Raw genomic sequence first — 18954 nt, 5'->3', positions numbered from 1 at the left:
CCCGTGATTCGGCCGACCCTCGCGCGCTTGGCGTCCAATGTCAACAGCGACCTAAGCGTTCTCTTAACTAGTCGTTGACTCGATCGCGGAGATCACGGAATCTGCTGGGATGCGCGACATCGTGGACGGCCTCCTCGCCTGGCGTGCTGCGGGGGTCACCTTCGCGGTGGCGACCGTGGTGAACACCTGGCGGTCGGCGCCCCGGCAGCCGGGCGCGGCGATGGCGGTCAACGAGCACGGCGAGGTTCTCGGCAGCGTTTCCGGCGGCTGCGTGGAGGGCGCCGTCTACGCCGCCGCCGGCGAGGTGATCGAGACCGGAAAAGCGCAGACCCAGGCGTACGGGGTGAGCGACGGCGACGCTTTCGAGGTGGGGCTGACCTGCGGCGGGACCATCGAGGTGATGATCCAGCCGGGGTCGGCGCTGACCGGCCTGGACGCCGTGCTCGCGGCAGTGGCCGCCGGGCAGCCGGTCGCCACCGTCTCGCTACCGGGCGCCCAGCTGGTCGTCTGGGCGGATCGGGTGGAGGGCTCTCTCGGCGACGCGGAGCTGGATCGGATCGCCGCTCAGCGGGCCGCCGGCCTGCTCGCACACGGCCGCACCGCCATGATCACCGCCTGCGAGCGCGAGGTCTTCGTCCAGTCCTTGGCCGCCCCGGCCCGCATGATCGTTTTCGGCGCGATCGACTTCGCCGCGGCGGTCGCCCGGATCGGCAAGTTCCTCGGCTACCAGGTCACCGTCTGCGACGCCCGCGGCGTCTTCGCCACCCCGGCCCGCTTCCCCGACGCGGACGAGGTGATCGTGGAGTGGCCGCACCGGTACCTGGAGAGCACCGAGGTGGACGAGCGCACGGTGCTCTGCGTGCTCACCCACGACCCGAAGTTCGACATCCCGCTGCTCCAGGTGGCGTTGCACACCCCGGCCCGGTACATCGGGGCGATGGGCAGCCGGCGTACCTGCGAGGACCGGGTGCGGCGGCTCCGCGAGGCCGGGGTGTCCGAGGCAGCGCTGTCCCGCCTGCGCGCGCCGATCGGGCTGGACCTCGGCGCCCGGACCCCGGAGGAGACCGCGGTGGCCGTGGCCGCCGAGATCGTCGCCCTGTCCTGGGGCGGGTCGGGCGCGCCGCTCACCGACCTGACCGCACCCATCCACGGCCCGGCCTGAGCAGCCGCTCTCGCCGCCCGGCGATCACCGCGGCGCTCACCTCGCGGTGATCACTGCCCGGCGTTCACTGCGCGGCGTGGTCGGCGAGCACCTCGTTGATCACGTGCCGGTTCTCCTCGGCCTCCGCCCGGTCGCCGGCGCGGATGGCGCCGCCGAGCACGAGCATCGCCTTCCACAGCGCCCAGCCGCGCGCCCGCGCCCAGGTGCCGGCGTCCTGCGCCACCGCCTCCCGGAACGCCTCGCGGCTGCCGTCCTCGGTCGCGAACATCGTCCAGGCGATCACCAGGTCGCACGCCGGGTCGCCGACCCCGGCGGTGCCGAAGTCGATGACCGCGGCGAGCTTGCCGTCCACCACGAGGAGATTTCCCGGTGCGATGTCGCCGTGGAACCAGACCGGATCGCCACGCCACTCCGCGGCCAGGGCGGCCGCCCAGACCTCGGCCGCCCGCGCCGTGTCGATGTGGGCCCCGAGCGTGGCCAGGTCGGTGCGCGCCTGATCGTCGTAGTGCGCGGGAGGACAGCCCCGGAACCAGCTGTGCTCGCCGCCGGGCGGCCCGCCGGCCGGGTCACAACGCTGCAAGGCCCGGATGAACCCGGCCACCGATCGGGCGAACTCCGGAAGGTCGGCGATCCGCTCCCGCCCGGCCGTCTCCCCCGGCAGCCAGGCGCGCACCGACCAGGGGTGCGGGTACCCCTCCCCCGGTATCCCGACGGCGAGCACGCGGGGGACGGCGACCGGCAGCTGCGGCGCCAGGCGGGGCAGCCACTCGTTCTCCTTGGCGACGGCCGGGACATAGCCGGGCGCGGTCGGCAGGCGCACGGTCATGTCGTCGCCCAGCCGGTAGGTCCGGTTGTCCCAGCCGTCCACCGCGACCGGGGTCACCGGCAGATCGCGCCACCGGGGGAACTGCCCCGCGAGCAGGCGCCGCACCAACGCCACGTCGATGCCGGCACGGCCATCGGGAGCTGTCGAAGTCATGTTCCGGATCATCGCCGTCGCGGATGCCGCGCCCAACCGAATTTCGACGGCAGGCATGAGCCGGCGGCGGGCTATGACCGGGACGGAGTGCATGGCCGGCCCGCCGCGAGAGCGGGGACGGTGCGGCTGCTCGTACTGTAAAAGGGTCAGCCGCGCTTCATGAGGCGGCCCACCGCGGCCATCAGCTCGCCCGCCATCTCGTCCGCGCGGCCCTCCTGGGCGCCCTCGTGCATGCAGTGCCGGGCGTGCCCGTCGAGCAGGCCGAGCGCCACCTTGTCGAGGGCGGCCTGGATCGCGGAGATCTGGGTGAGGATGTCGATGCAGTAGCGGTCGTCCTCGACCATCCGCTCGATGCCCCGCACCTGGCCCTCGATGCGGCGCAGCCGGGACTGCAGGTTGTCCTTGGTGGCCGTGTAACCGCGGGTCGGCGCAGGGTTGGTCATGGTCGCGATGATACAACCCCTGGGGGGTATTGCGCCGGTGCTTCATACCCCTACGGGGTATGTGTATGGTGGGCGGAGAGACCGGCGAGAGGAGCCAGCCATGCAGACCACCACCTACCCCGTCCTCGGCATGACGTGCGGACACTGCGTCGAGTCGGTGCGGTCCGAGGTGAGCCTGATCCCCGGCGTGACCAGCGTCGCAGTCGACCTGGCCGGCGGCTCGGTGACCGTCACCTCGCAGCGACCGGTCGACCGTGAGACTGTTCGCGCCGCTGTCGACGAGGCCGGATACGAGCTGGGGGTGCCGTCGTGAGGACGTCCGTCAAACTGGGCGCCTACGCCCTCGGCCTGGTCGTCGTGTTCGGCGCGACGGCCGGCGCGGGCCGGGTGTTCGGGCCCGAGGAGAAGCCGGCCCCGCCGCCGGCACACACCGAGGCCCACGCCGAGCCGGCGGCCGAGTCCGCGGCGGCTCATGTGCCGGGCGGGCTGCAGGTCGCGCAGGACGGTTACCGCCTGACCCTGATCACCACCAGCCTGACCACCGGCGACGCCCAACCGTTCCGGTTCCGGGTGCTCGGGCCGGACGGTGAGCCGGTGACGGCCTACACGACGAATCACGACAAGGACCTGCACCTGATCGTGGTCCGCCGCGACCTCTCCGGCTTCCAGCACGTCCACCCCACGCTCGGCACCGACGGCACCTGGTCGATCCCGCTCGCCGTGGATACCCCCGGGCAGTATCGGGTGTTCGCCGACTTCCAGCCGGCCGCCCGCGACGAGGGCCTCACCCTCGGCGTGGACGTGCCCGCGCCCGGCGACTACCAGCCCCGCCCGCTGCCGGTTCCGGCCCGCACCGCCGAGGTCGACGGCTACACCGTCACCCTCGCCGGCGACCTGACTGCCGGGGCGTCCGCCCAGCTCACCCTCTCGGTGAGCCGCGACGGACAACCGGTCGTCCCGGAGCCGTACCTCGGTGCGTCCGGCCACCTGGTCGCGCTCCGCGACGGCGACCTGGCCTATCTGCACGTGCACCCGACCGACGAGAAGAGCCTGTCCTTCGCGGCGGAGGTCCCGTCCGCCGGGGTCTACCGTCTGTATCTGGACTTCAAGCACGACGGAAAGGTGCGCACCGCCGAGTTCACCGCCACCACCAGCGGAGTCGTGGTCCCGCAACCGCAAGCCACCGAGCCGGCGCACGACGCCGACGGCCACACGCACGACTGAGGGAACGCCATGAGTTTGCAGACTGCACCCCAGCAGATCGAGCTTGCGATCGGCGGCATGACCTGTGCCTCGTGCGCGTCGCGGATCGAGAAGAAACTGAACCGGATGGACGGCGTGACCGCCACGGTCAACTACGCCACCGAGAAGGCGACGGCCACGGTCAACGGGGGGATCACCGCGGCCGACCTGATCGCCACGGTGGAGAAGACCGGCTACACGGCAGCGGTCCCGGCTCCGGAAGAGGCCGAGGCACCGGAGCGGCCGGAGGCGGATCCGCTGCGCACCCGGCTCTGGGTGTCGATCGTGCTGAGCGTGCCGGTGGTCGCCCTGGCCATGGTTCCGGCCTGGCAGTTCACCTACTGGCAGTGGCTGTCGCTGACCCTGGCCGCTCCGGTCGTGGTCTACGGCGGCTGGCCGTTCCACCGGGCCGCGGCGGTCAACCTGCGGCACGGCGCGGCCACCATGGACACGCTCGTCTCACTCGGCACCCTGGCCGCGTTCGGCTGGTCGCTGTGGGCACTGTTCCTCGGCACGGCCGGCGAGCCGGGGATGACGCACCCGTTCCAGTTCGACATCTCGCGTACCGACGGTGCCGGCAACATCTATCTGGAGGCGGCCGCCGGGGTGACGACGTTCCTCCTGGCCGGGCGGTACTTCGAGGCCCGCTCCAAGCGCCGGGCCGGCGCCGCCCTGCGGGCTCTGCTGGAGCTCGGGGCCAAGGACGTGGCGGTGCTGCGCGACGGCGCCGAGGTACGGGTCCCGATCGGCCGGCTGGCCGTCGGCGACCGGTTCGTGGTCCGGCCCGGCGAGAAGATCGCGACCGACGGGGTCGTCGAGGACGGCTCCTCGGCGGTGGACCGCAGCATGCTCACCGGCGAGAGCGTCCCGGTCGAGGTCGGCCCGGGCGGTGCGGTGGTCGGCGCGACGGTGAACGCGGGCGGCCGGCTGGTCGTACGGGCCACCCGGGTCGGCGCCGACACCCAGCTGGCGCAGATGGCCCGGCTGGTCGAGCAGGCGCAGGCCGGCAAGGCGGACGTGCAGCGGCTCGCCGACCGGATCTCCGGGGTCTTCGTGCCGATCGTGATCGCCCTGGCGGTGGGCACCCTCGGCTGGTGGTCCGGCACCGGCGCCGGCTGGGCCGCCGCGTTCACCGCCGCGGTGGCTGTCCTGATCATCGCCTGCCCGTGTGCGCTCGGCCTGGCCACGCCCACCGCGCTGCTGGTCGGCACCGGCCGCGGCGCCCAGCTCGGCATCCTGATCAAGGGGCCCGAGGTGCTCGAGTCGACCCGCCGGGTGGACACCGTCGTGCTGGACAAGACCGGCACGGTCACCACCGGCACGATGGCGCTCGCCGGCGTCGTGCCGGCGCCCGGCCAGGACCGCGACGAGCTGCTGCGGCTGGCCGCATCGGTGGAGGCCGCGTCGGAACACCCGATCGGCAAGGCGATCGCGGCCGAGCCGGCCGCACCGGTCAGCGGTTTCGCCAACCTCGAGGGCCTCGGCGTACGCGGAACGGTGGACGGCCGGGACGTGCTGGTGGGGCGGATCGCCCTGCTGCGCCGGGAAGGTTTCGAGGTCCCGGAGGCGGTGGAGCAGGCCGCCACCGCCGAGCAGGAGGCAGGCCGGACCGCGGTCGTGGCCGGCTGGGACGGTGTGGCCCGGGGCGTCCTCTCGGTCGCCGACGAGGTGAAGCCGACCAGCCGCGAAGCGGTCGACGGCTTGCGCCGGCTCGGCCTGCACCCGGTCCTGCTGACCGGCGACAACGCCACGGTTGCCCGGGCCGTGGCCGCGGAGGTCGGCATCGACGAGGTGATCGCCGACGTGCTGCCGGCCGACAAGGTCGACGTGGTGAAGCGGTTGCAGGAATCCGGCAAGGTCGTCGCCATGGTCGGCGACGGGGTGAACGACGCCGCCGCGCTCGCCCAGGCCGACCTGGGCCTGGCCATGGGCACCGGCACGGACGTGGCCATCGAGGCGTCCGACCTGACGCTGGTCCGCGGCGACCTGACCGCTGCGGTGGACGCGATCCGGCTGTCCCGGCGCACCCTGCGGATCATCAAGAGCAACCTGTTCTGGGCGTTCGCCTACAACGTGGCGGCGTTGCCGCTGGCCGCCGCCGGCCTGCTCAACCCGATGATCGCCGGCGGGGCGATGGCGTTGAGCTCGGTCTTCGTGGTCGCGAACAGCCTGCGGCTGCGCCGCTTCCGGGCCGTCTTCCCCGGCTAGCGCCGAACGGGTGGCCCGGCTCTCGCCGGGCCACCCGTCTTTCAGTCGAGCACCTCGGTGACGGTGCCGGCGGCGACCGTGCGGTTGCCCTCACGGACCGCGAAGCCGAGACCCACCTCCAGGGCGATCTCCTTGCCCAGGGTCACGGTCACCTCCTCCAGGGTGTCGCCCGGCATGACCAGGTCACGGTCGCCGAGGTCCATCCCGCCGGACACGTCGGTGGTGTGGAAGTAGAACTGCGGCCGGTAGTTCGCCTCGAACGGCGTGTGCCGGCCGCCCTCCTCCTTCGTCAGCGCGTACATCCGGGCCTTGAAGACCCGGTGCGGCCGCACGCTGCCCGGCGCCGCGACCACCTGGCCGCGCTGCACCTGCTCGCGCTTGACCCCGCGGAGCAGTACGGCGGCGTTGTCGCCGGCCTGCGCCGACTCCAGCACCTTGCCAAACATCTCCAGGCCGGTGGCGACACTGGCGACGGTCGGGCCGAGGCCAACCACCTCGACCGGCTCGCCGGCGCGCAGCTCGCCACGCTCCACCTTGCCGGTGACCACGGTGCCGCGGCCGCTGATCGACAGCACGTTCTCGATCGGCATCAGGAACGGCTCCCCCAGCTCACGCGGCGGGACCGGCACGTAGTCGTCGACCGCGTCGAGCAGTTCGACGATCTTCGCGGTCCAGCCCGGGTCGCCCTCGAGTGCCTTCAGCGCGCTGACCCGCACCACCGGGACCTCGTCGCCGGGGAACCCGTACTGCGTCAGCAGCTCACGGACCTCCAGCTCGACCAGGTCGAGCAGCTCCGGGTCGTCCACCGCGTCGCTCTTGTTCAGGGCGACCACCAGGTACGGCACGCCGACCCGCTGGGCGAGCAGCACGTGCTCGCGGGTCTGCGGCATCGACCCGTCCTGCGCCGAGACGACCAGGATCGCGCCGTCCACCTGCGCCGCCCCCGTGATCATGTTCTTCACGTAGTCGGCGTGGCCGGGCATGTCGACGTGGGCGTAGTGGCGGTTCGGCGTCTCGTACTCGACGTGGGCGATGGTGATGGTGATGCCGCGGGCGGCCTCCTCCGGGGCCTTGTCGATCCCCTCGAACGCGACGTACCGGTTGGAGACCGGGTCGCGGTCGGCGAGAACCTTGGTGATGGCGGCGGTCAGGGTCGTCTTGCCGTGGTCGACGTGACCCATCGTGCCGATGTTGACGTGCGGCTTCGTACGGATGAATTGGCTCTTCGCCATGATCTTTTTCAGTCCTCACTGGATGCGAGGCATTGCGGTGTTACACGACCCGTCGCCAGGCGGGAGGCGTCAGAACCCAGGCAGGGAGCAGCCACCCTTCCCCGGGGTTCTGCTGCCGGTGGGGAAGGGTCAGAGTCGGGTATCAGCGCCGGGGAGAACGCACACGGGAGCCACCGTGGGGGGCAGCTGCAGACCGGGCGCGAACATGAACAGCACGATAGGCCCGAACGCTCACCCACGCGACCGAATTCCTCCGCGGTCCCGGACGTTCCGGCCGGCGCGGGCTCACCGTGATCCCCGTGGATTCTTCGATCCGCGTGTCACGCCGCACTGATCGGGTAGCGGCAGGGGTGTGACTTCGGAACGCGTGGTGGTTGCCGGGCAGCTGGCCCGGGACCTGGTGCTCCTCATCGACGAGATGCCGGCGGCCGGGACCTCGGCCGACGCCCGGGTGCGGCGCGAGATGCTCGGCGGCAAGGGAGCCAACCAGGCCGTGGCGCTCGCCCAGCTGGGCGCGCGCCACGGTGCTGGTGGCGGTTCGCGGCGACGACCGGGTCGGTGAGGGACTGCTCGCACAGGCTCGCGGCCTCCGGAGCCACCGTCGGCGACCCGGGCGGCCGCCCCGACCTCACCGGGCTGGCGCCGCCTCCAACGGCCCACTGACCGCCCAGTGTTCGACGATGAGGAAGTCCTCGAAACGCCAGATGTCGACCACCGCCTCGGTAGGGCCGTCGGCCGGGGTCATGTGGTAGTGGGCGACCACGAATTCCGGGTCGGCGACCACGTGGATCAGTTCGAGCGTGGCGGACGCGATCGGGGAGTTCTTGATGAACTCGATCCAGGCGTCCCGGCCGGACGGCGCGCCGGGGACGTGGGTGACGAAATCCTCTCGGATGATCTCGCGAAGCACCTCGGTGTCACCCTCGGCGAACCGGCTGAACGCCTCCAGGAAACGTCTCTTGTTCTCTGCCGCGACATCGATGTCAGTCATGCCTCCACGGTGGCACCGGGCACGCGTGCCTGTCGACCGTCCGGCCGGGCATAGCATCGACCGGCACGTTTGTCCGGCGTTTCCGGAATGTCTGTCCGGACGTCCGGCGGCGATGCGCCCGGACGGCCAATAAACGGGTACGCCGGCACACCGGCAGGCGTTTCCCTCGCGCTATTTCCTGCGCCGCTCAACTGCCGAAACGTACGTTTCTCAGCGGCGCCCTCGGTATTCGTGGGGCGCATTCCCAACCCGTTTCACGTTTGTGGAGGACATTCATGCTGAGCGCGATCACCGCCGGAGCCATGCTCTTCTCGTCGCTGGGGGCACCGTCCACGAGCTGGGCGATCGCGCCGCCACCGCCCGATCAGATGGCCATCGACGTGGTCGCGGCGAACGGCTCCGGCTGCCCGGGTGACACCGCGGTGGTGTCGGTATCCCCGGACAACAAGGCGTTCACCGTCGCCTACAGCGAATTCGTCGCCCAGGTGGGGCCGGACGCCAAACGCACCGACTTCCGGAAGAACTGTCAGATCGCGCTGGACGTGCACGTGCCGGAGGGCTACACGTACGCGGTCGCCGGCGCCGATTATCGCGGATACGCCAACCTGGAAGAGGGCGCGACCGGGTCGGAAACCGCGTACTACTACTTTCAGGGCGAGCCGCACACCACCCGGATCCGGCACGAGTTCAAGGGTTTCATGGCCGAGAACTGGCAGCGCAGCGACCAGGTCGAGATCAGCTCGATGTCGTTCCTGCCGTGCGGCGAGAAGCGTTATCTCAACGTCAACACGGAACTGCGGGTCAATGCGGGGACCGCCAGGTCGGCCACCAACTTCCTGACGATGGACTCCTCCGACGGCAACCTGGAAACCGTTTACCACGTCTCCTGGATGAAGTGCTGACGGGCGGGAGATCGCCGGTCGGCCGCCTCCGCCAGGGCGGCCGACACCGTGACGACGATGTGCTGCGGCGCGCGCAGCACGTCGTCCGCGGTGAAGCGCAGGACGGTCCAGCCGGCCATCCGTATGGCGTTCAGCCGAGCGACGTCCCGACGGAATTGAGCCGGATCCCTGTGGTGGTCGCCGTCGTACTCGGCGATCACCCCGGACTCCGGCCAGGCCAGGTCCGCGCGGGCCAGCAACCGGCCGCTGGGAAGCCGGATCTCGAACTGAGGCACCGGAGGCGGCAGCCGGGCGTCCGCGATCATGAGCCTCAGCCGGGACTCCATCGGGGACTCGGCTCGCGGATCGGCCAGCGCCAGCAGGTCGAGCAACCCGGTGCTCCCCGGCCACGCCCGGCGCTCCAGCGTCATGGCATGCAACACATCCCGTCTCAGCACGTGCCGGTGCAGCATCGCGTCCAGCAATGGCAGGGCATCGGACCGCGGCAGCCTCCGGCCGAGATCGAAGGCGGTCCGCTCCGGCGTCGTCACCGGCATGCCGTCATGAATCGTCCGGTCGCCGCCGGCGATGGTCGTGTACTGAACCGAGAGTCGATGATCCAGGCGGATCCCGAGGTCACGCGGGACGACGACGGAAACCCGATCCGTGCGGAACTCGAACCCCCAGAGGAAGGCGGCGCTGAGCCCGCCGATCGCCGCGCCCTCCGGCAGGACCAGAACGGCGGCGCGGCACAACGCGCGGTGGTCCAGCGGCATGTCCCGGTGCGCGTAAACGTCGCGCAGCAGCCGTCGCCAGCATGAGCTGCGCAGCATCGACCTGCTGAGGAGGCCGGCGCGGATCGCGGCCGAACCACGGAACGGGCGATGCCGGAGCTCCCGCGGAACTCTGGGCGAGTGAGGCATCGCGCCAGCATGGCCCAGACCGCCGGAGCCGGCCCGGGAGGCTGTGGACAGGCAAGAACTGTGGACAACCTTCGGGGTACGGGTGACCGGCCGTCCCGCCGAAATCGGGCCCGTCCCCGCTCTCCCCACGCGAGCGCGCCGCCTGGTCGCGGCCCCAACGCGGCCGCCGGGAAACGCCACCCGAAGGCCGTGACCGCCGCAGCTACCAGCTCGGTGATCGATCAGACGGGCTCCGGAGCGTGGGCTATGGGCTGTGGCTGCTTGATCGGCCCGGAAGGGTGCCCAGGACACAGCCGAGTGATCAACTAGGGCTGAAATTCGGACCGAGCTGTCGGCTGTGGCTGTTACGCCGCGCGCACCCTTGCCCGGTGAGGCAGCCGGCCGGGCTGGCGAGCGGCCGGGCCGGGCAAGAAACGGGCCGGGCAGGTGGCGGGCCGGGCGAGCCGGGCAGGTGGCGGGCCGGGCGAGCCGGCAGGCGGGTCAGCGGGGCCGGACCAGGCCGGCGTTGAACGCGGCGATGACCAGCTGCGCCCGATCACGGGCGGCCAGTTTGGCCAGCAGGTGGGTGATGTGCGTCTTGACCGTCTTGATCGAGATGACCAGGGCCGCCGCGATCTCGTCGTTGGACAGGCCATTACCGATCAGTGCCAGCACCTCGACCTCACGCGGGGTGAGGCCGCGCAGCGCCGCGGGCGGGCGTTCCGGGCGGGGTGCCGCCACGTAGTGGGCGACCAGGCGCGTGAGGATCGACGGCGCGAAGAGCGATTCACCGCGGTGGGTACGGCGTACGGCGTCGAGCAGTTCCTCGGGGCGGGCGTCCTTCAGCAGGAAACCGGAGGCGCCCGCGTGCAGGGCCTCGTAGACGTACTCGTCCAGTTCGAACATGCTCAGCACCAGTACCCGGCAGCCGGTGAGGGCCGGATCGGTGCAGATCCGGCGGGTCGCCTCCAGGCCGTCGAGGCCCGGCATGCGTACGTCCATCAGCACCACGTCGGGCCGGGCCGCGCGGGCGCACCGGACAGCCGAAGCGCCGTCGCCGGCCTGGCCCGCCACGGTCAGGTCCGGCTCGTTGTCGATAATCATGGCCAGCGATCGCCGGAGCAGCGGCTGGTCGTCCACCAGCAGCACGCGGATCACGGGCAGGTCTCGTCGGGGATGCGGGCGGTCAGCCGGAAGCCGCCCTCGACCGGCTCCGCGGAGAGCGTCCCGCTCAGGCCGGCGACTCGTTCGCGCAGCCCGGCCAGGCCGTGACCGGCGCCCGGCACCGCCCGCCAGCCCGGTGTGGCGGGACCCCGGTCGGCCACGCTCACCACCACGAACCGGCCGTCCCGGTGCACCCGCGCGAGCACGTCACACGGGCCGGCGTGGCGGGCGGCGTTGCTCAGCCCCTCGCGTACCGTCTTGCAGATCGCGACCTGCACACCCTGGGTGACCTCGCCCAGCGGCTCGCACACGAGCCGCGGCCGCAGCCCGGCCGCCTCGGCGGCCCGCACGATCTCCGGCAGGGCGTCCAGGCTCTCCAGCGGGGTACGCGGACCGGCCGTCCCCGGTTCGCGCAGAACCGTGAGCATCCGGCGCAGTTCGGCCGTGGCGTGCCGGCTGGCCTCCTCGATGTCGGCGAGCGCCGCACCCACCTCGGGCGGCTTCGGCAGGTGCCGGGTGCTCGCCGCCCGCACGGTGATCAACCCCAGTCCGTGCGACACCAGGTCGTGCATGTCCCGGGCGATCCGCAGGCGCTCTTCGAGGACCGCCTCGGTCGCCGCCCACTCGGTGAGCCGCCGCTCGTAGTCGGCCCGGTCGGCGCGCCACCGGCGCACGGCCCAGAAGACCGCGGCGGCGGCAGCGCCCCCGATCAGCGGCGGGATGATCCTGGTGGCCGGCCCGGACGCGCCCACCGTGCACATCGCCAGGACAAGCACGGTGGCGACCACGGCGACGACCGGGACGGCACGGGTGCGCCAGGCCGGGCGCGGGTGGGCGAGCACGGGCCCGACTGTAGTCCTCGGACCCAGGTCCGAGGCGGGCCGAGGAAGTCGGAGCGGAGTCCGATGTGCCCGGCCCGCGACACCGGTTCACTGACCCTATGATCTCGATCGACCAGGTTTCCAAGCACAAGGGCCGGGCCCGGATCCTGCACGAGGTGAGCTTCGAGGCGCGGCCCGGCCGGGTGACCGGCTTCCTCGGGCCGAACGGCGCCGGCAAGACGTCCACGCTGCGGGTCCTGCTCGGGCTGGACCGCCCGCGGAGCGGCACCGCGCTGATCGACGGCCGGCCGTACGCCGCCTGGAACCGCCCGCTCACCGTCGCCGGAGCGCTGCTGGACGGCAGCGGCGCGCACCGGGCCCGCACCGCCCGCGCCCACCTGCGCTGGGTGGCGGCGAGCAACGGGCTGCCCCGCACCCGCGTCGAGGAGGTGCTCGACCTGGTCGGTCTCACCGCCGACGCGGGCAAGCGGGCCGGGAAATTCTCGCTCGGCATGAGCCGCCGGCTCGGGCTGGCCACGGCGCTGCTCGGCGACCCACCGGTTCTGGTCCTGGACGAACCGGTGAACGGCCTCGACCCGGCCGGGATCCGGTGGATGCGCACGTTCCTGCGGGACAGCGCGGACCAGGGCCGGACCGTGCTGCTCTCCAGCCACCTGATGGGCGAGCTGGCCGAGATCGCCGACGACGTGGTGATCATCGATCGGGGGCGGGTGGTGGCCCGGGGCACCCTCGACGAGGTCACCGGCGGGCATCCGACGCTGGAGGACGCGTTCCTCGCGCTGACCGCGGCCGGGCAGCCGTGGTGAGCGCGGTCCGCGCCGAGCTGCGCAAACTGCTCGGCCTGCCGACCGCCTGGGTGGGCCTGCTGCTGGGCCTGCTGGCGGCGCCGGCCCTGGTGATCCTGAACGCGGGTGCCACCCGCCGGGCGATCGCCGACGGCATCGTGAGCGACGTGTCCGACCTGGGCTTGCAGAATCTCGGGATCGGCGTGCTCGGCGCGATGATCCTCGGCGTGGTCACGGTGAGCAGCGAATACACCGCGACCGGGGAGGACAGCCCGGGGGCACGCCAGCTCACCACGACCCTCACGGCGGTGCCGCGCCGCACGCGGCTGCTGGCCGCCAAGGCGGCCGCGCTGAGCCTGGTGGTCGCGGTCCAGGGCACGCTCACGGCGATCGCGACGCTCGCGCTGACCAGGCAGATGCACGGTACGGCGGTACCGTCGCCGGAGCCCGTCCGCGTGGTGGCGGCGGTTCTGTACTGGACGATGATCGGGCTTCTGGCGTACGCGATCACGCTCATCGCCCGCAACGGGATCATCACGCTGACCCTGTTGATCGTGAACTCCGCGGTCGTGTCGTTCTCCTACCTGCTGACCAAGGTGACGCCGCTGGCCGCGTACCTGCCGGACATCGTCGGGGCACACATGTTCCTGCGCGGCATCGACGTCCCGGTGCGGATCACACCGGTGACCGCCGGTGTGGTGATGACGGCCTGGGTGGCCGGGCTGCTCGCGGTCGCCGGGTACCTCTTCCACCGGCGCGACGCGTGAACGCGGTCCGCGCCGAGATCGGCAAACTCGTCACCCTGCCGTCGTTGTGGATCACCGCTTCACTCACCCTCGCGGTGACGCTGCTGCTGCGCGTCCTGGGACTGCCCGGATCGGTGCTGCTGCACACTCAGGCCGGGCTGCTGGTCTTCGGCGTGCTGGCCACGGCCCACGAGTATCAGGGCGGCGGCCAGATCCGGACAACCCTGCTGGCGACGCCGCGGCGGCTGGCGCTCGCGGCGGCGAAGACGGTCGCGCTGACCCTGGTGGCGCTTCCCGTCGCGGGCGCGGCAGCGGTTCTGGCCGGTGAGGTGCCGGCGACCCCTCGGGTGACGCTGTCGATGCTGGTGGCGGCCGGGGTGGGCGGGATCGTGCGGCAGGCGGTGGCGGCGGTCGGGATCGTGCTCACGGCGTACCTCATCGTGGTTCCGCTGCTGGCGGCGCGCGTGCCGGCGAGCGCGCGCTGGCTGCCGGACACCGCCTGGCCGGCCGCGTTCGTCTGGGCCGTCGCGATGGTCGCGGCCTGGGCGACGGTCCTGCGCCATCGTGACGCCAATACCTAGTTGACATATAGGGTTTGGGGGTTAATGCTCGGGATGGGCCGGCGACACCACTCCGGCGACCGACGTCCGGCGGCCGAGGTCCGCCACCGCGGACCCCCGGCCCGACGACCGACCATGCACGGCACGGGCAGCGGCCCGCGCCGTGCACCCGGGCGGGGCCACGCCGAGGACGCCGATGGCCGCGAGACCGGCGAAACGCCGAGGAGACGTGATGACCAGCGAACCCGTACCGCTCGATCTGACCGCTGACGTGGTGGTGGCCGGCGGCGGACCGGCCGGCACCTGGGCGGCGCTCGCCGCCGCTGAGGCCGGCGCCGACGTGCTGCTGCTGGACAAGGGCTACTGCGGCACGAGCGGGCCGACCGCGTCCGGGGGCACCGGTGTCTGGTACGTGGATCCCGAGCCGGCGGCCCGGGAGAAGGCGATGGCGAGCCGGGAGGGTCTCGGCGGCTATCTGGCCGACCGGCGCTGGATGGCCCGGGTGCTGGATCAGACGTACGAGAACATGAACCGCCTGGCCACCGAGGCCCGCTACCCGTTCCCGGTGGTGGACGGGGAACTCTACAAGCGGGGTGTGCAGGGCCCGGAGTACATGCGCCGGATGCGGTCCTGGGTCAAGCGGGCCGGAGTGCGGATCCTGGACCACAGCCCGGTCCTGGAGTTGCTGGTGGACAACGCCGGGACGGTCGCGGGGGTACGCGGGCACCGGCGCCAGCACGACACCGGTTACCGGGTCCGGGCCGGGGCCGTGGTCCTCGCCACCGGCGGCTGCGCGTTCCTGAGCAAGGCGCTCGGCTGTGACGTCGACACCGGGGACGGCGCGCTCTACGCCGCCGAGGTGGGCGCCGAGATGTCCGGCATGGAGTTCTCCAACGCGTACGGGATCGCGCCGACGTTCACCTCGGTGACGAAGACCGCGTACTACGGTTTCGCGACGTTCTTCCGCGGCGACGGCACTCCGCTGGAGGGGGCCGGCAGCCAGGGCGGCCGTTCGGTGATCGCCCGGGAGCTGCTGCGCGCCGGGACCGTGCTGTGCACGCTGGATCAGGCGACCCCGGAGCAGCGACAGCAGATGCGTCTCGGCCAGCCGAACTTCTTCCTCACCTTCGACCGGCTCGGGATCGACCCGTTCACCGACCGGTTCCCGGTCACGCTGTTGCTGGAGGGCACGGTACGGGGTACCGGCGGGATCCGGATCGCGGCCGACGACTGCGCCACCTCGGTGCCGGGGCTCTTCGCCGCCGGGGACGCGGCCACCCGTGAGCTGATCTGCGGCGGTTTCACCGGGGGCGGCAGCCACAACTCGGCGTGGGCCATGTCGTCGGGCACCTGGGCCGGGCGGGGCGCGGCCCAGTTCGCCTCGGGGCTGGGTGCGGGGACGCACCGGCGCCGGCTGACGGCGGCCGGCGGTGCGGGACTGCGGCCCACCGGGACTCCGCGTGGAGCCGGGTGGGGCGAGGAGGCGATCCTGGTGGTCAGAGAGCAGGTTCACCCGTACGACAAGAATTATCTGCGGCACGGTGACCGGCTGCGCCCGGCTCTCGCCGAATTGGACGCCGCCTGGTCCGCGTTGCGGACCGGGAGTGGCGCTGCGGGCGCCGCGGCCGTGCGCACCCGGCAGGCGGCCGCGATGGTGGCGCACGCGCGCTGGATGTACCACAGTGCGCTGGCCCGCACGGAAAGCCGCGGGATGGCCCGCCGCCAGGAGTTTCCCGGGCTGGACCCGGCGCAGCACCACCGGCTCACGGTGGGCGGCCTGGACGAGATATGGGTACGCCCGGAGGCCCGCGAAACCGTGGCGGTGGCGTCGTGATCGAGATCGTCTCCGGCAGCCGCTGCGTCACCTGCGACGTCTGCGTCGCGGTCTGCCCGACGAACGTCTTCGACCGCGGCCCGGACGGCGTTCCGGTGATCGCCCGGCAGGGCGACTGCCAGACCTGTTTCATGTGTGAGGCGCACTGCCCGGCGGACGCGCTGTTCGTGGCGCCGCTGACGCATCCGGCGCCGGCGGACTCACCGTTCGTCGATGAGACGCACCTGGTCACCGGCGGCCTGCTGGGCAGCTACCGCAAAGAGATCGGCTGGGGGCGCGGCCGCAAGCCCGGCGCCCGGCTGGCCGTGGGCCCGGAGCTGGGCGCGGCCCGGATCACGCCGGCCGCCCTGTCCTGAGTCCCCGAGCGAAACTAGGACGGGATTCGTCCGCAATGGTGGTTACGGTCCCGGACATGACTGGATTTGATACCCGTACCGTCCTGGTCACCGGCGCCACCGGCAACGTGGGCCGTCCGCTCGTGGACAGCCTGCTGGCCGCCGGTCACCGGGTCCGCGCCCTGACCCGCGACCCGTCGCGGGCCGCTCTGCCGGCCGGAGTGGAGGTGATCGCCGGCAACCTGTCCGACACCGCGGGCCTGGCCCGGGCCTTCGACGGCGCCGACGCCGCTCATCTGATCACCTTCGGCGAGGGCTATGCCCCGCTGACCAACGGCGACGAGATCGCCGCGCTGGCGCTCAAGAGCGGTGTCACCAAGGTGTCGGTGCTCAAGGGCGACGTGACGAGGAGCCCTCTCGAAGAGGCGATCGAGGCCAGCGGTCTGCGCTGGACGTTCCTGAGCCCGGTGGAGTTCATGTCGAACACCCTGGAGTGGGCCGAATCGGTCCGCACCGAGTCGACGATCCGGGCCGGCTTCGCCACCGCCCGCAGCGCGATGATCCACGACGGGGACATCGCCGAGACCGCGGCCGTGGTGCTGACCCGCGACGGCCACGACGGCCGGGAGTACTGGCTGACCGGGCCGGAGGTGCTGACCCCGCCGGACCAGGCGCGGATCATCGGCGAAGCGCTCGGCCGTGAGATCCGCTTCGTCGAGTTGTCCCGCGACGAGGTCGTCGCGCACTGGCGGGCGGAGGGCTTCGGTGCCGAGGACATCGAGTTCTTCCTGGCCATGCGCACCGACCCGCCCGAGGCGGGCTACACGGTGCTGCCCACGGTCGAGGAGGTGACCGGCCGGCCGGCGCGCACGTACCGGACGTGGGTCACCGAGAACCTGGCGGCCTTCAGCTGAGCAGGCGGGCGGCGGCCGGTCCGGCCGCCGCCGTCGGTTCACAACCGCAGGGGTACGACGTCCGGGGCGCCCAGCCGGGTCGCGTCCGCGGTCTCGTCGTCCTGCTGCTCCTGGGAGGCGCGTTCGGCCTCCACCCGCAGCCGGTAGTTCTCCACCTCCCGGTCCCGTTGTTCGGGTGTCCACCCCAGCACCCGTCCCATCAGTTCGGCCGCGTCCCGCGCGGCGACGGTGCCCCGGTCGAAGGTTTCGATCGAGATCCGGGTACGCCGGGTCAGCACGTCCACCAGATGCCGGGCCCCCTCGGCCGCGGCCGCGTAGACGAACTCGGCCCGCAGGTAGTCGTCGGCGCCCTCGATCGGCCGGCCCAGGTCGGGATCCTCCCGGATCAGGTCGAGCAGCTCCAGCGTGAGCGTGCCGTACCGGCCGAGCAGGTGCTCGACGCGGGCCACGTGCAGCCCGGAGTCGGCGGCCAGCAGACCGCGCCGGTTCCACAGTGCCGGATAGCCCTCGGCGCCGAGCAGCGGCACATCGTCGGTGACGCAGCGCGGCACCGAGCGGGCCAGACCGTGGACGCAGGCGTCGATCGCGTCGCGGGCCATCACCCGGTAGGTCGTGTACTTGCCCCCGGCGACCACCACCAGTCCCGGGACCGGGCTGCCCACCGTGTGCTCCCGGGACAGTTTCGACGTCGACTCCGACTCGCCGGAGAGCAGCGGACGCAGCCCCGCGTAGACGCCCTCCACGTCGGCCCGTTCGAGGGGCCGGGACAGCACCTTGTTCACCTCGCCGAGCAGGTAGTCGATGTCCTTGCTGGAGGCGGCCGGGTGCGCCTTGTCCAGGGACCAGTCGGTGTCGGTGGTGCCGACGATCCAGTGCCGGCCCCACGGGATGACGAAGAGCACGCTTGTCGCGGTGCGCAGGATCAGCCCGGTCGAGGATTGGATCCGGTCGCGGGGTACGACCAGGTGGATGCCCTTGGACGCGCGGACGTGGAACTGGCCGCGCTCGCCGACCAGCGACTGGGTGTCGTCGGTCCACACGCCGGTCGAGTTGACGACCTGCTGGGCGCGGATCTCGAAGGTGTGGTCGTGTTCCAGGTCGTGGACGCGTACCCCGGTGACCCGTTCGCCCTCGCGCAGGAAGCCGACCACCTCGGCGCGGGAGACGACGTGTGCCCCGTACGCGGCGGCGGTGCGGGCCAGGAACATCGTGTGCCGGGCGTCGTCGAGTTGCCCGTCGTAATACTGCAACGCGCCGACCAGCGAGTCGCTACGCAGCGCCGGGCAGGCCCGCAACGCACCGCGCCGGGTCAGGTGCCGGTGCCGCGGCAGCGAATGCGACCAGGCCATGGTGTCGTAGAGGGTGACGCCGAGCCCGGCGTACAGGCGCTCCCAGGCGTGGTGTTTCAGCGGGTAGAGGAACCGGACCGGGCGGGCCAGGTGCGGCGCGAGGCGCTGCAGGATCAGACCGCGTTCCCGCAACGCCTCGCGGACCAGCCCGAAGTCCAGCATCTCCAGGTAGCGCAGGCCGCCGTGGATCAGCTTGCTGGACCGGCTGGACGTGCCGGAGGCGAAGTCGCGCGCCTCGACGAGGCCCACGGTGAGTCCCCGTGTGACCGCGTCGAGCGCGCAACCCGCCCCCACCACTCCCCCACCGATCACCAGCACGTCGACCTCGGCCTCCGCGAGGGTGGCCAGGGCGGCGTCCCGGTAGTTAGGTGACAGAGCCGTCATG

The 18954-nt window shown here is 72.2% G+C and carries 20 protein-coding genes; 12 read left to right on the top strand and 8 right to left on the bottom strand.

Features of this window, described 5'->3' with window-relative positions; genetic code table 11:
* The first annotated feature begins 109 nt into the window (after positions 1–109).
* Complete coding sequence (locus I4J89_RS14520; protein WP_196414473.1) at positions 110–1162, top strand: XdhC family protein; 1053 nt, start codon at positions 110–112, stop codon at positions 1160–1162.
* Positions 1163–1226: 64 nt separating this feature from the next.
* Here I4J89_RS14520 and I4J89_RS14515 read toward each other — a convergent pair whose 3' ends face one another.
* On the bottom strand, positions 1227–2141 hold the full coding sequence (locus I4J89_RS14515) for an aminoglycoside phosphotransferase family protein (RefSeq protein WP_196414472.1): 915 nt from the start codon (positions 2139–2141) through the stop codon (positions 1227–1229).
* Positions 2142–2287: 146 nt separating this feature from the next.
* Entirely contained in the window at positions 2288–2584 is a 297-nt protein-coding gene (locus tag I4J89_RS14510) for a metal-sensitive transcriptional regulator (protein WP_196414471.1), read from the bottom strand.
* A 100-nt stretch (positions 2585–2684) separates the two neighbouring features.
* On the opposite strand from I4J89_RS14510, the gene I4J89_RS14505 reads away from it, so the two are divergent.
* From I4J89_RS14505 to I4J89_RS14495, 3 genes are read left to right on the top strand one after another with little or no spacing between them, the layout of a single operon-like run.
* Positions 2685–2897 (top strand): heavy-metal-associated domain-containing protein, encoded by a 213-nt coding sequence (locus I4J89_RS14505; protein ID WP_196414470.1) that lies wholly within the window; start codon positions 2685–2687, stop codon positions 2895–2897.
* The gene (locus tag I4J89_RS14500; protein ID WP_196414469.1) at positions 2894–3808 is read left to right on the top strand and encodes a DUF8832 domain-containing protein; all 915 of its coding nucleotides are present in this window, start codon (positions 2894–2896) and stop codon (positions 3806–3808) included. Before I4J89_RS14505 ends, I4J89_RS14500 begins: the two co-directional genes overlap by 4 nt.
* Positions 3809–3817: 9 nt before the next feature.
* Complete coding sequence (locus I4J89_RS14495) at positions 3818–6034, top strand: heavy metal translocating P-type ATPase (protein ID WP_196414468.1); 2217 nt, start codon at positions 3818–3820, stop codon at positions 6032–6034.
* Positions 6035–6075: 41 nt separating this feature from the next.
* Here I4J89_RS14495 and tuf read toward each other — a convergent pair whose 3' ends face one another.
* Positions 6076–7266, bottom strand: a complete 1191-nt coding sequence (gene tuf, locus I4J89_RS14490) for an elongation factor Tu (RefSeq protein ID WP_196414467.1) — start codon at positions 7264–7266, stop codon at positions 6076–6078.
* 352 nt (positions 7267–7618) lie between these two features.
* Between tuf and I4J89_RS14485 the strand changes: the two genes are divergently transcribed.
* Positions 7619–7828: a hypothetical protein gene (locus tag I4J89_RS14485; RefSeq protein WP_230858956.1), complete on the top strand. Its 210-nt coding sequence runs from the start codon at positions 7619–7621 to the stop codon at positions 7826–7828.
* Positions 7829–7894: 66 nt separating this feature from the next.
* On the opposite strand, the gene I4J89_RS14480 is transcribed toward I4J89_RS14485, so the two are convergent.
* Positions 7895–8257 (bottom strand): nuclear transport factor 2 family protein, encoded by a 363-nt coding sequence (locus I4J89_RS14480; RefSeq protein ID WP_196414466.1) that lies wholly within the window; start codon positions 8255–8257, stop codon positions 7895–7897.
* Positions 8258–8532: 275 nt separating this feature from the next.
* On the opposite strand from I4J89_RS14480, the gene I4J89_RS14475 reads away from it, so the two are divergent.
* Positions 8533–9159, top strand: a complete 627-nt coding sequence (locus tag I4J89_RS14475) for a DUF4360 domain-containing protein (protein ID WP_196414465.1) — start codon at positions 8533–8535, stop codon at positions 9157–9159.
* Here the strand turns inward: I4J89_RS14475 and I4J89_RS14470 are convergent.
* The 3 genes from I4J89_RS14470 to I4J89_RS14460 all read right to left on the bottom strand — a co-directional run bounded on the left by I4J89_RS14470 (position 9132) and on the right by I4J89_RS14460 (position 12046).
* Complete coding sequence (locus tag I4J89_RS14470; RefSeq protein WP_196414464.1) at positions 9132–10061, bottom strand: type IV toxin-antitoxin system AbiEi family antitoxin; 930 nt, start codon at positions 10059–10061, stop codon at positions 9132–9134. The two genes, I4J89_RS14475 and I4J89_RS14470, sit on opposite strands and share 28 nt — an antisense overlap.
* 480 nt (positions 10062–10541) lie before the next feature.
* Positions 10542–11144, bottom strand: a complete 603-nt coding sequence (locus I4J89_RS14465) for a response regulator (RefSeq protein ID WP_230858996.1) — start codon at positions 11142–11144, stop codon at positions 10542–10544.
* A gap of 50 nt (positions 11145–11194) precedes the next feature.
* Entirely contained in the window at positions 11195–12046 is an 852-nt protein-coding gene (locus I4J89_RS14460; RefSeq protein ID WP_309238316.1) for a sensor histidine kinase, read from the bottom strand.
* A gap of 98 nt (positions 12047–12144) precedes the next feature.
* Between I4J89_RS14460 and I4J89_RS14455 the strand changes: the two genes are divergently transcribed.
* The 6 genes from I4J89_RS14455 (at position 12145) to I4J89_RS14430 (ending at position 17220) form a co-directional block, all read left to right on the top strand.
* Positions 12145–12852: an ABC transporter ATP-binding protein gene (locus I4J89_RS14455; protein ID WP_196414462.1), complete on the top strand. Its 708-nt coding sequence runs from the start codon at positions 12145–12147 to the stop codon at positions 12850–12852.
* Entirely contained in the window at positions 12849–13598 is a 750-nt protein-coding gene (locus I4J89_RS14450) for an ABC transporter permease (RefSeq protein WP_196414461.1), read from the top strand. Before I4J89_RS14455 ends, I4J89_RS14450 begins: the two co-directional genes overlap by 4 nt.
* Positions 13595–14158 (top strand): hypothetical protein, encoded by a 564-nt coding sequence (locus tag I4J89_RS14445; protein ID WP_196414460.1) that lies wholly within the window; start codon positions 13595–13597, stop codon positions 14156–14158. Before I4J89_RS14450 ends, I4J89_RS14445 begins: the two co-directional genes overlap by 4 nt.
* A 211-nt stretch (positions 14159–14369) precedes the next feature.
* Positions 14370–15971, top strand: a complete 1602-nt coding sequence (locus tag I4J89_RS14440; RefSeq protein ID WP_196414459.1) for an FAD-dependent oxidoreductase — start codon at positions 14370–14372, stop codon at positions 15969–15971.
* The gene (locus I4J89_RS14435) at positions 15968–16327 is read left to right on the top strand and encodes a 4Fe-4S dicluster domain-containing protein (RefSeq protein WP_196414458.1); all 360 of its coding nucleotides are present in this window, start codon (positions 15968–15970) and stop codon (positions 16325–16327) included. The genes I4J89_RS14440 and I4J89_RS14435 overlap by 4 nt, the downstream gene beginning before the upstream one ends.
* Positions 16328–16383: 56 nt before the next feature.
* On the top strand, positions 16384–17220 hold the full coding sequence (locus I4J89_RS14430; RefSeq protein ID WP_196414457.1) for an SDR family oxidoreductase: 837 nt from the start codon (positions 16384–16386) through the stop codon (positions 17218–17220).
* A gap of 38 nt (positions 17221–17258) precedes the next feature.
* On the opposite strand, the gene I4J89_RS14425 is transcribed toward I4J89_RS14430, so the two are convergent.
* Positions 17259–18953: a glycerol-3-phosphate dehydrogenase/oxidase gene (locus tag I4J89_RS14425; protein WP_196414456.1), complete on the bottom strand. Its 1695-nt coding sequence runs from the start codon at positions 18951–18953 to the stop codon at positions 17259–17261.
* Position 18954: the final 1 nt, after the last annotated feature.

Source organism: Actinoplanes aureus, assembly GCF_015704865.1.
In the GTDB taxonomy this organism is placed as follows: Bacteria; Actinomycetota; Actinomycetes; order Mycobacteriales; family Micromonosporaceae; genus Actinoplanes; species Actinoplanes aureus.
This window is presented reverse-complemented; position numbering and strand designations above follow the sequence as displayed.

What these genes read in the sequence shown, in the direction of transcription:
- I4J89_RS14520 (WP_196414473.1), top strand. Translation starts at nt 110, where the DNA reads ATGCGCGACATCGTGGACGGCCTCCTCGCCTGGCGTGCTGCGGGGGTC.
- I4J89_RS14515 (WP_196414472.1), bottom strand. Translation starts at nt 2,141, where the DNA reads ATGACTTCGACAGCTCCCGATGGCCGTGCCGGCATCGACGTGGCGTTG.
- I4J89_RS14510 (WP_196414471.1), bottom strand. Translation starts at nt 2,584, where the DNA reads ATGACCAACCCTGCGCCGACCCGCGGTTACACGGCCACCAAGGACAAC.
- I4J89_RS14505 (WP_196414470.1), top strand. Translation starts at nt 2,685, where the DNA reads ATGCAGACCACCACCTACCCCGTCCTCGGCATGACGTGCGGACACTGC.
- I4J89_RS14495 (WP_196414468.1), top strand. Translation starts at nt 3,818, where the DNA reads ATGAGTTTGCAGACTGCACCCCAGCAGATCGAGCTTGCGATCGGCGGC.
- tuf (WP_196414467.1), bottom strand. Translation starts at nt 7,266, where the DNA reads ATGGCGAAGAGCCAATTCATCCGTACGAAGCCGCACGTCAACATCGGC.
- I4J89_RS14480 (WP_196414466.1), bottom strand. Translation starts at nt 8,257, where the DNA reads ATGACTGACATCGATGTCGCGGCAGAGAACAAGAGACGTTTCCTGGAG.
- I4J89_RS14475 (WP_196414465.1), top strand. Translation starts at nt 8,533, where the DNA reads ATGCTGAGCGCGATCACCGCCGGAGCCATGCTCTTCTCGTCGCTGGGG.
- I4J89_RS14470 (WP_196414464.1), bottom strand. Translation starts at nt 10,061, where the DNA reads ATGCCTCACTCGCCCAGAGTTCCGCGGGAGCTCCGGCATCGCCCGTTC.
- I4J89_RS14465 (WP_230858996.1), bottom strand. Translation starts at nt 11,144, where the DNA reads ATGATTATCGACAACGAGCCGGACCTGACCGTGGCGGGCCAGGCCGGC.
- I4J89_RS14455 (WP_196414462.1), top strand. Translation starts at nt 12,145, where the DNA reads ATGATCTCGATCGACCAGGTTTCCAAGCACAAGGGCCGGGCCCGGATC.
- I4J89_RS14440 (WP_196414459.1), top strand. Translation starts at nt 14,370, where the DNA reads ATGACCAGCGAACCCGTACCGCTCGATCTGACCGCTGACGTGGTGGTG.
- I4J89_RS14430 (WP_196414457.1), top strand. Translation starts at nt 16,384, where the DNA reads ATGACTGGATTTGATACCCGTACCGTCCTGGTCACCGGCGCCACCGGC.
- I4J89_RS14425 (WP_196414456.1), bottom strand. Translation starts at nt 18,953, where the DNA reads ATGACGGCTCTGTCACCTAACTACCGGGACGCCGCCCTGGCCACCCTC.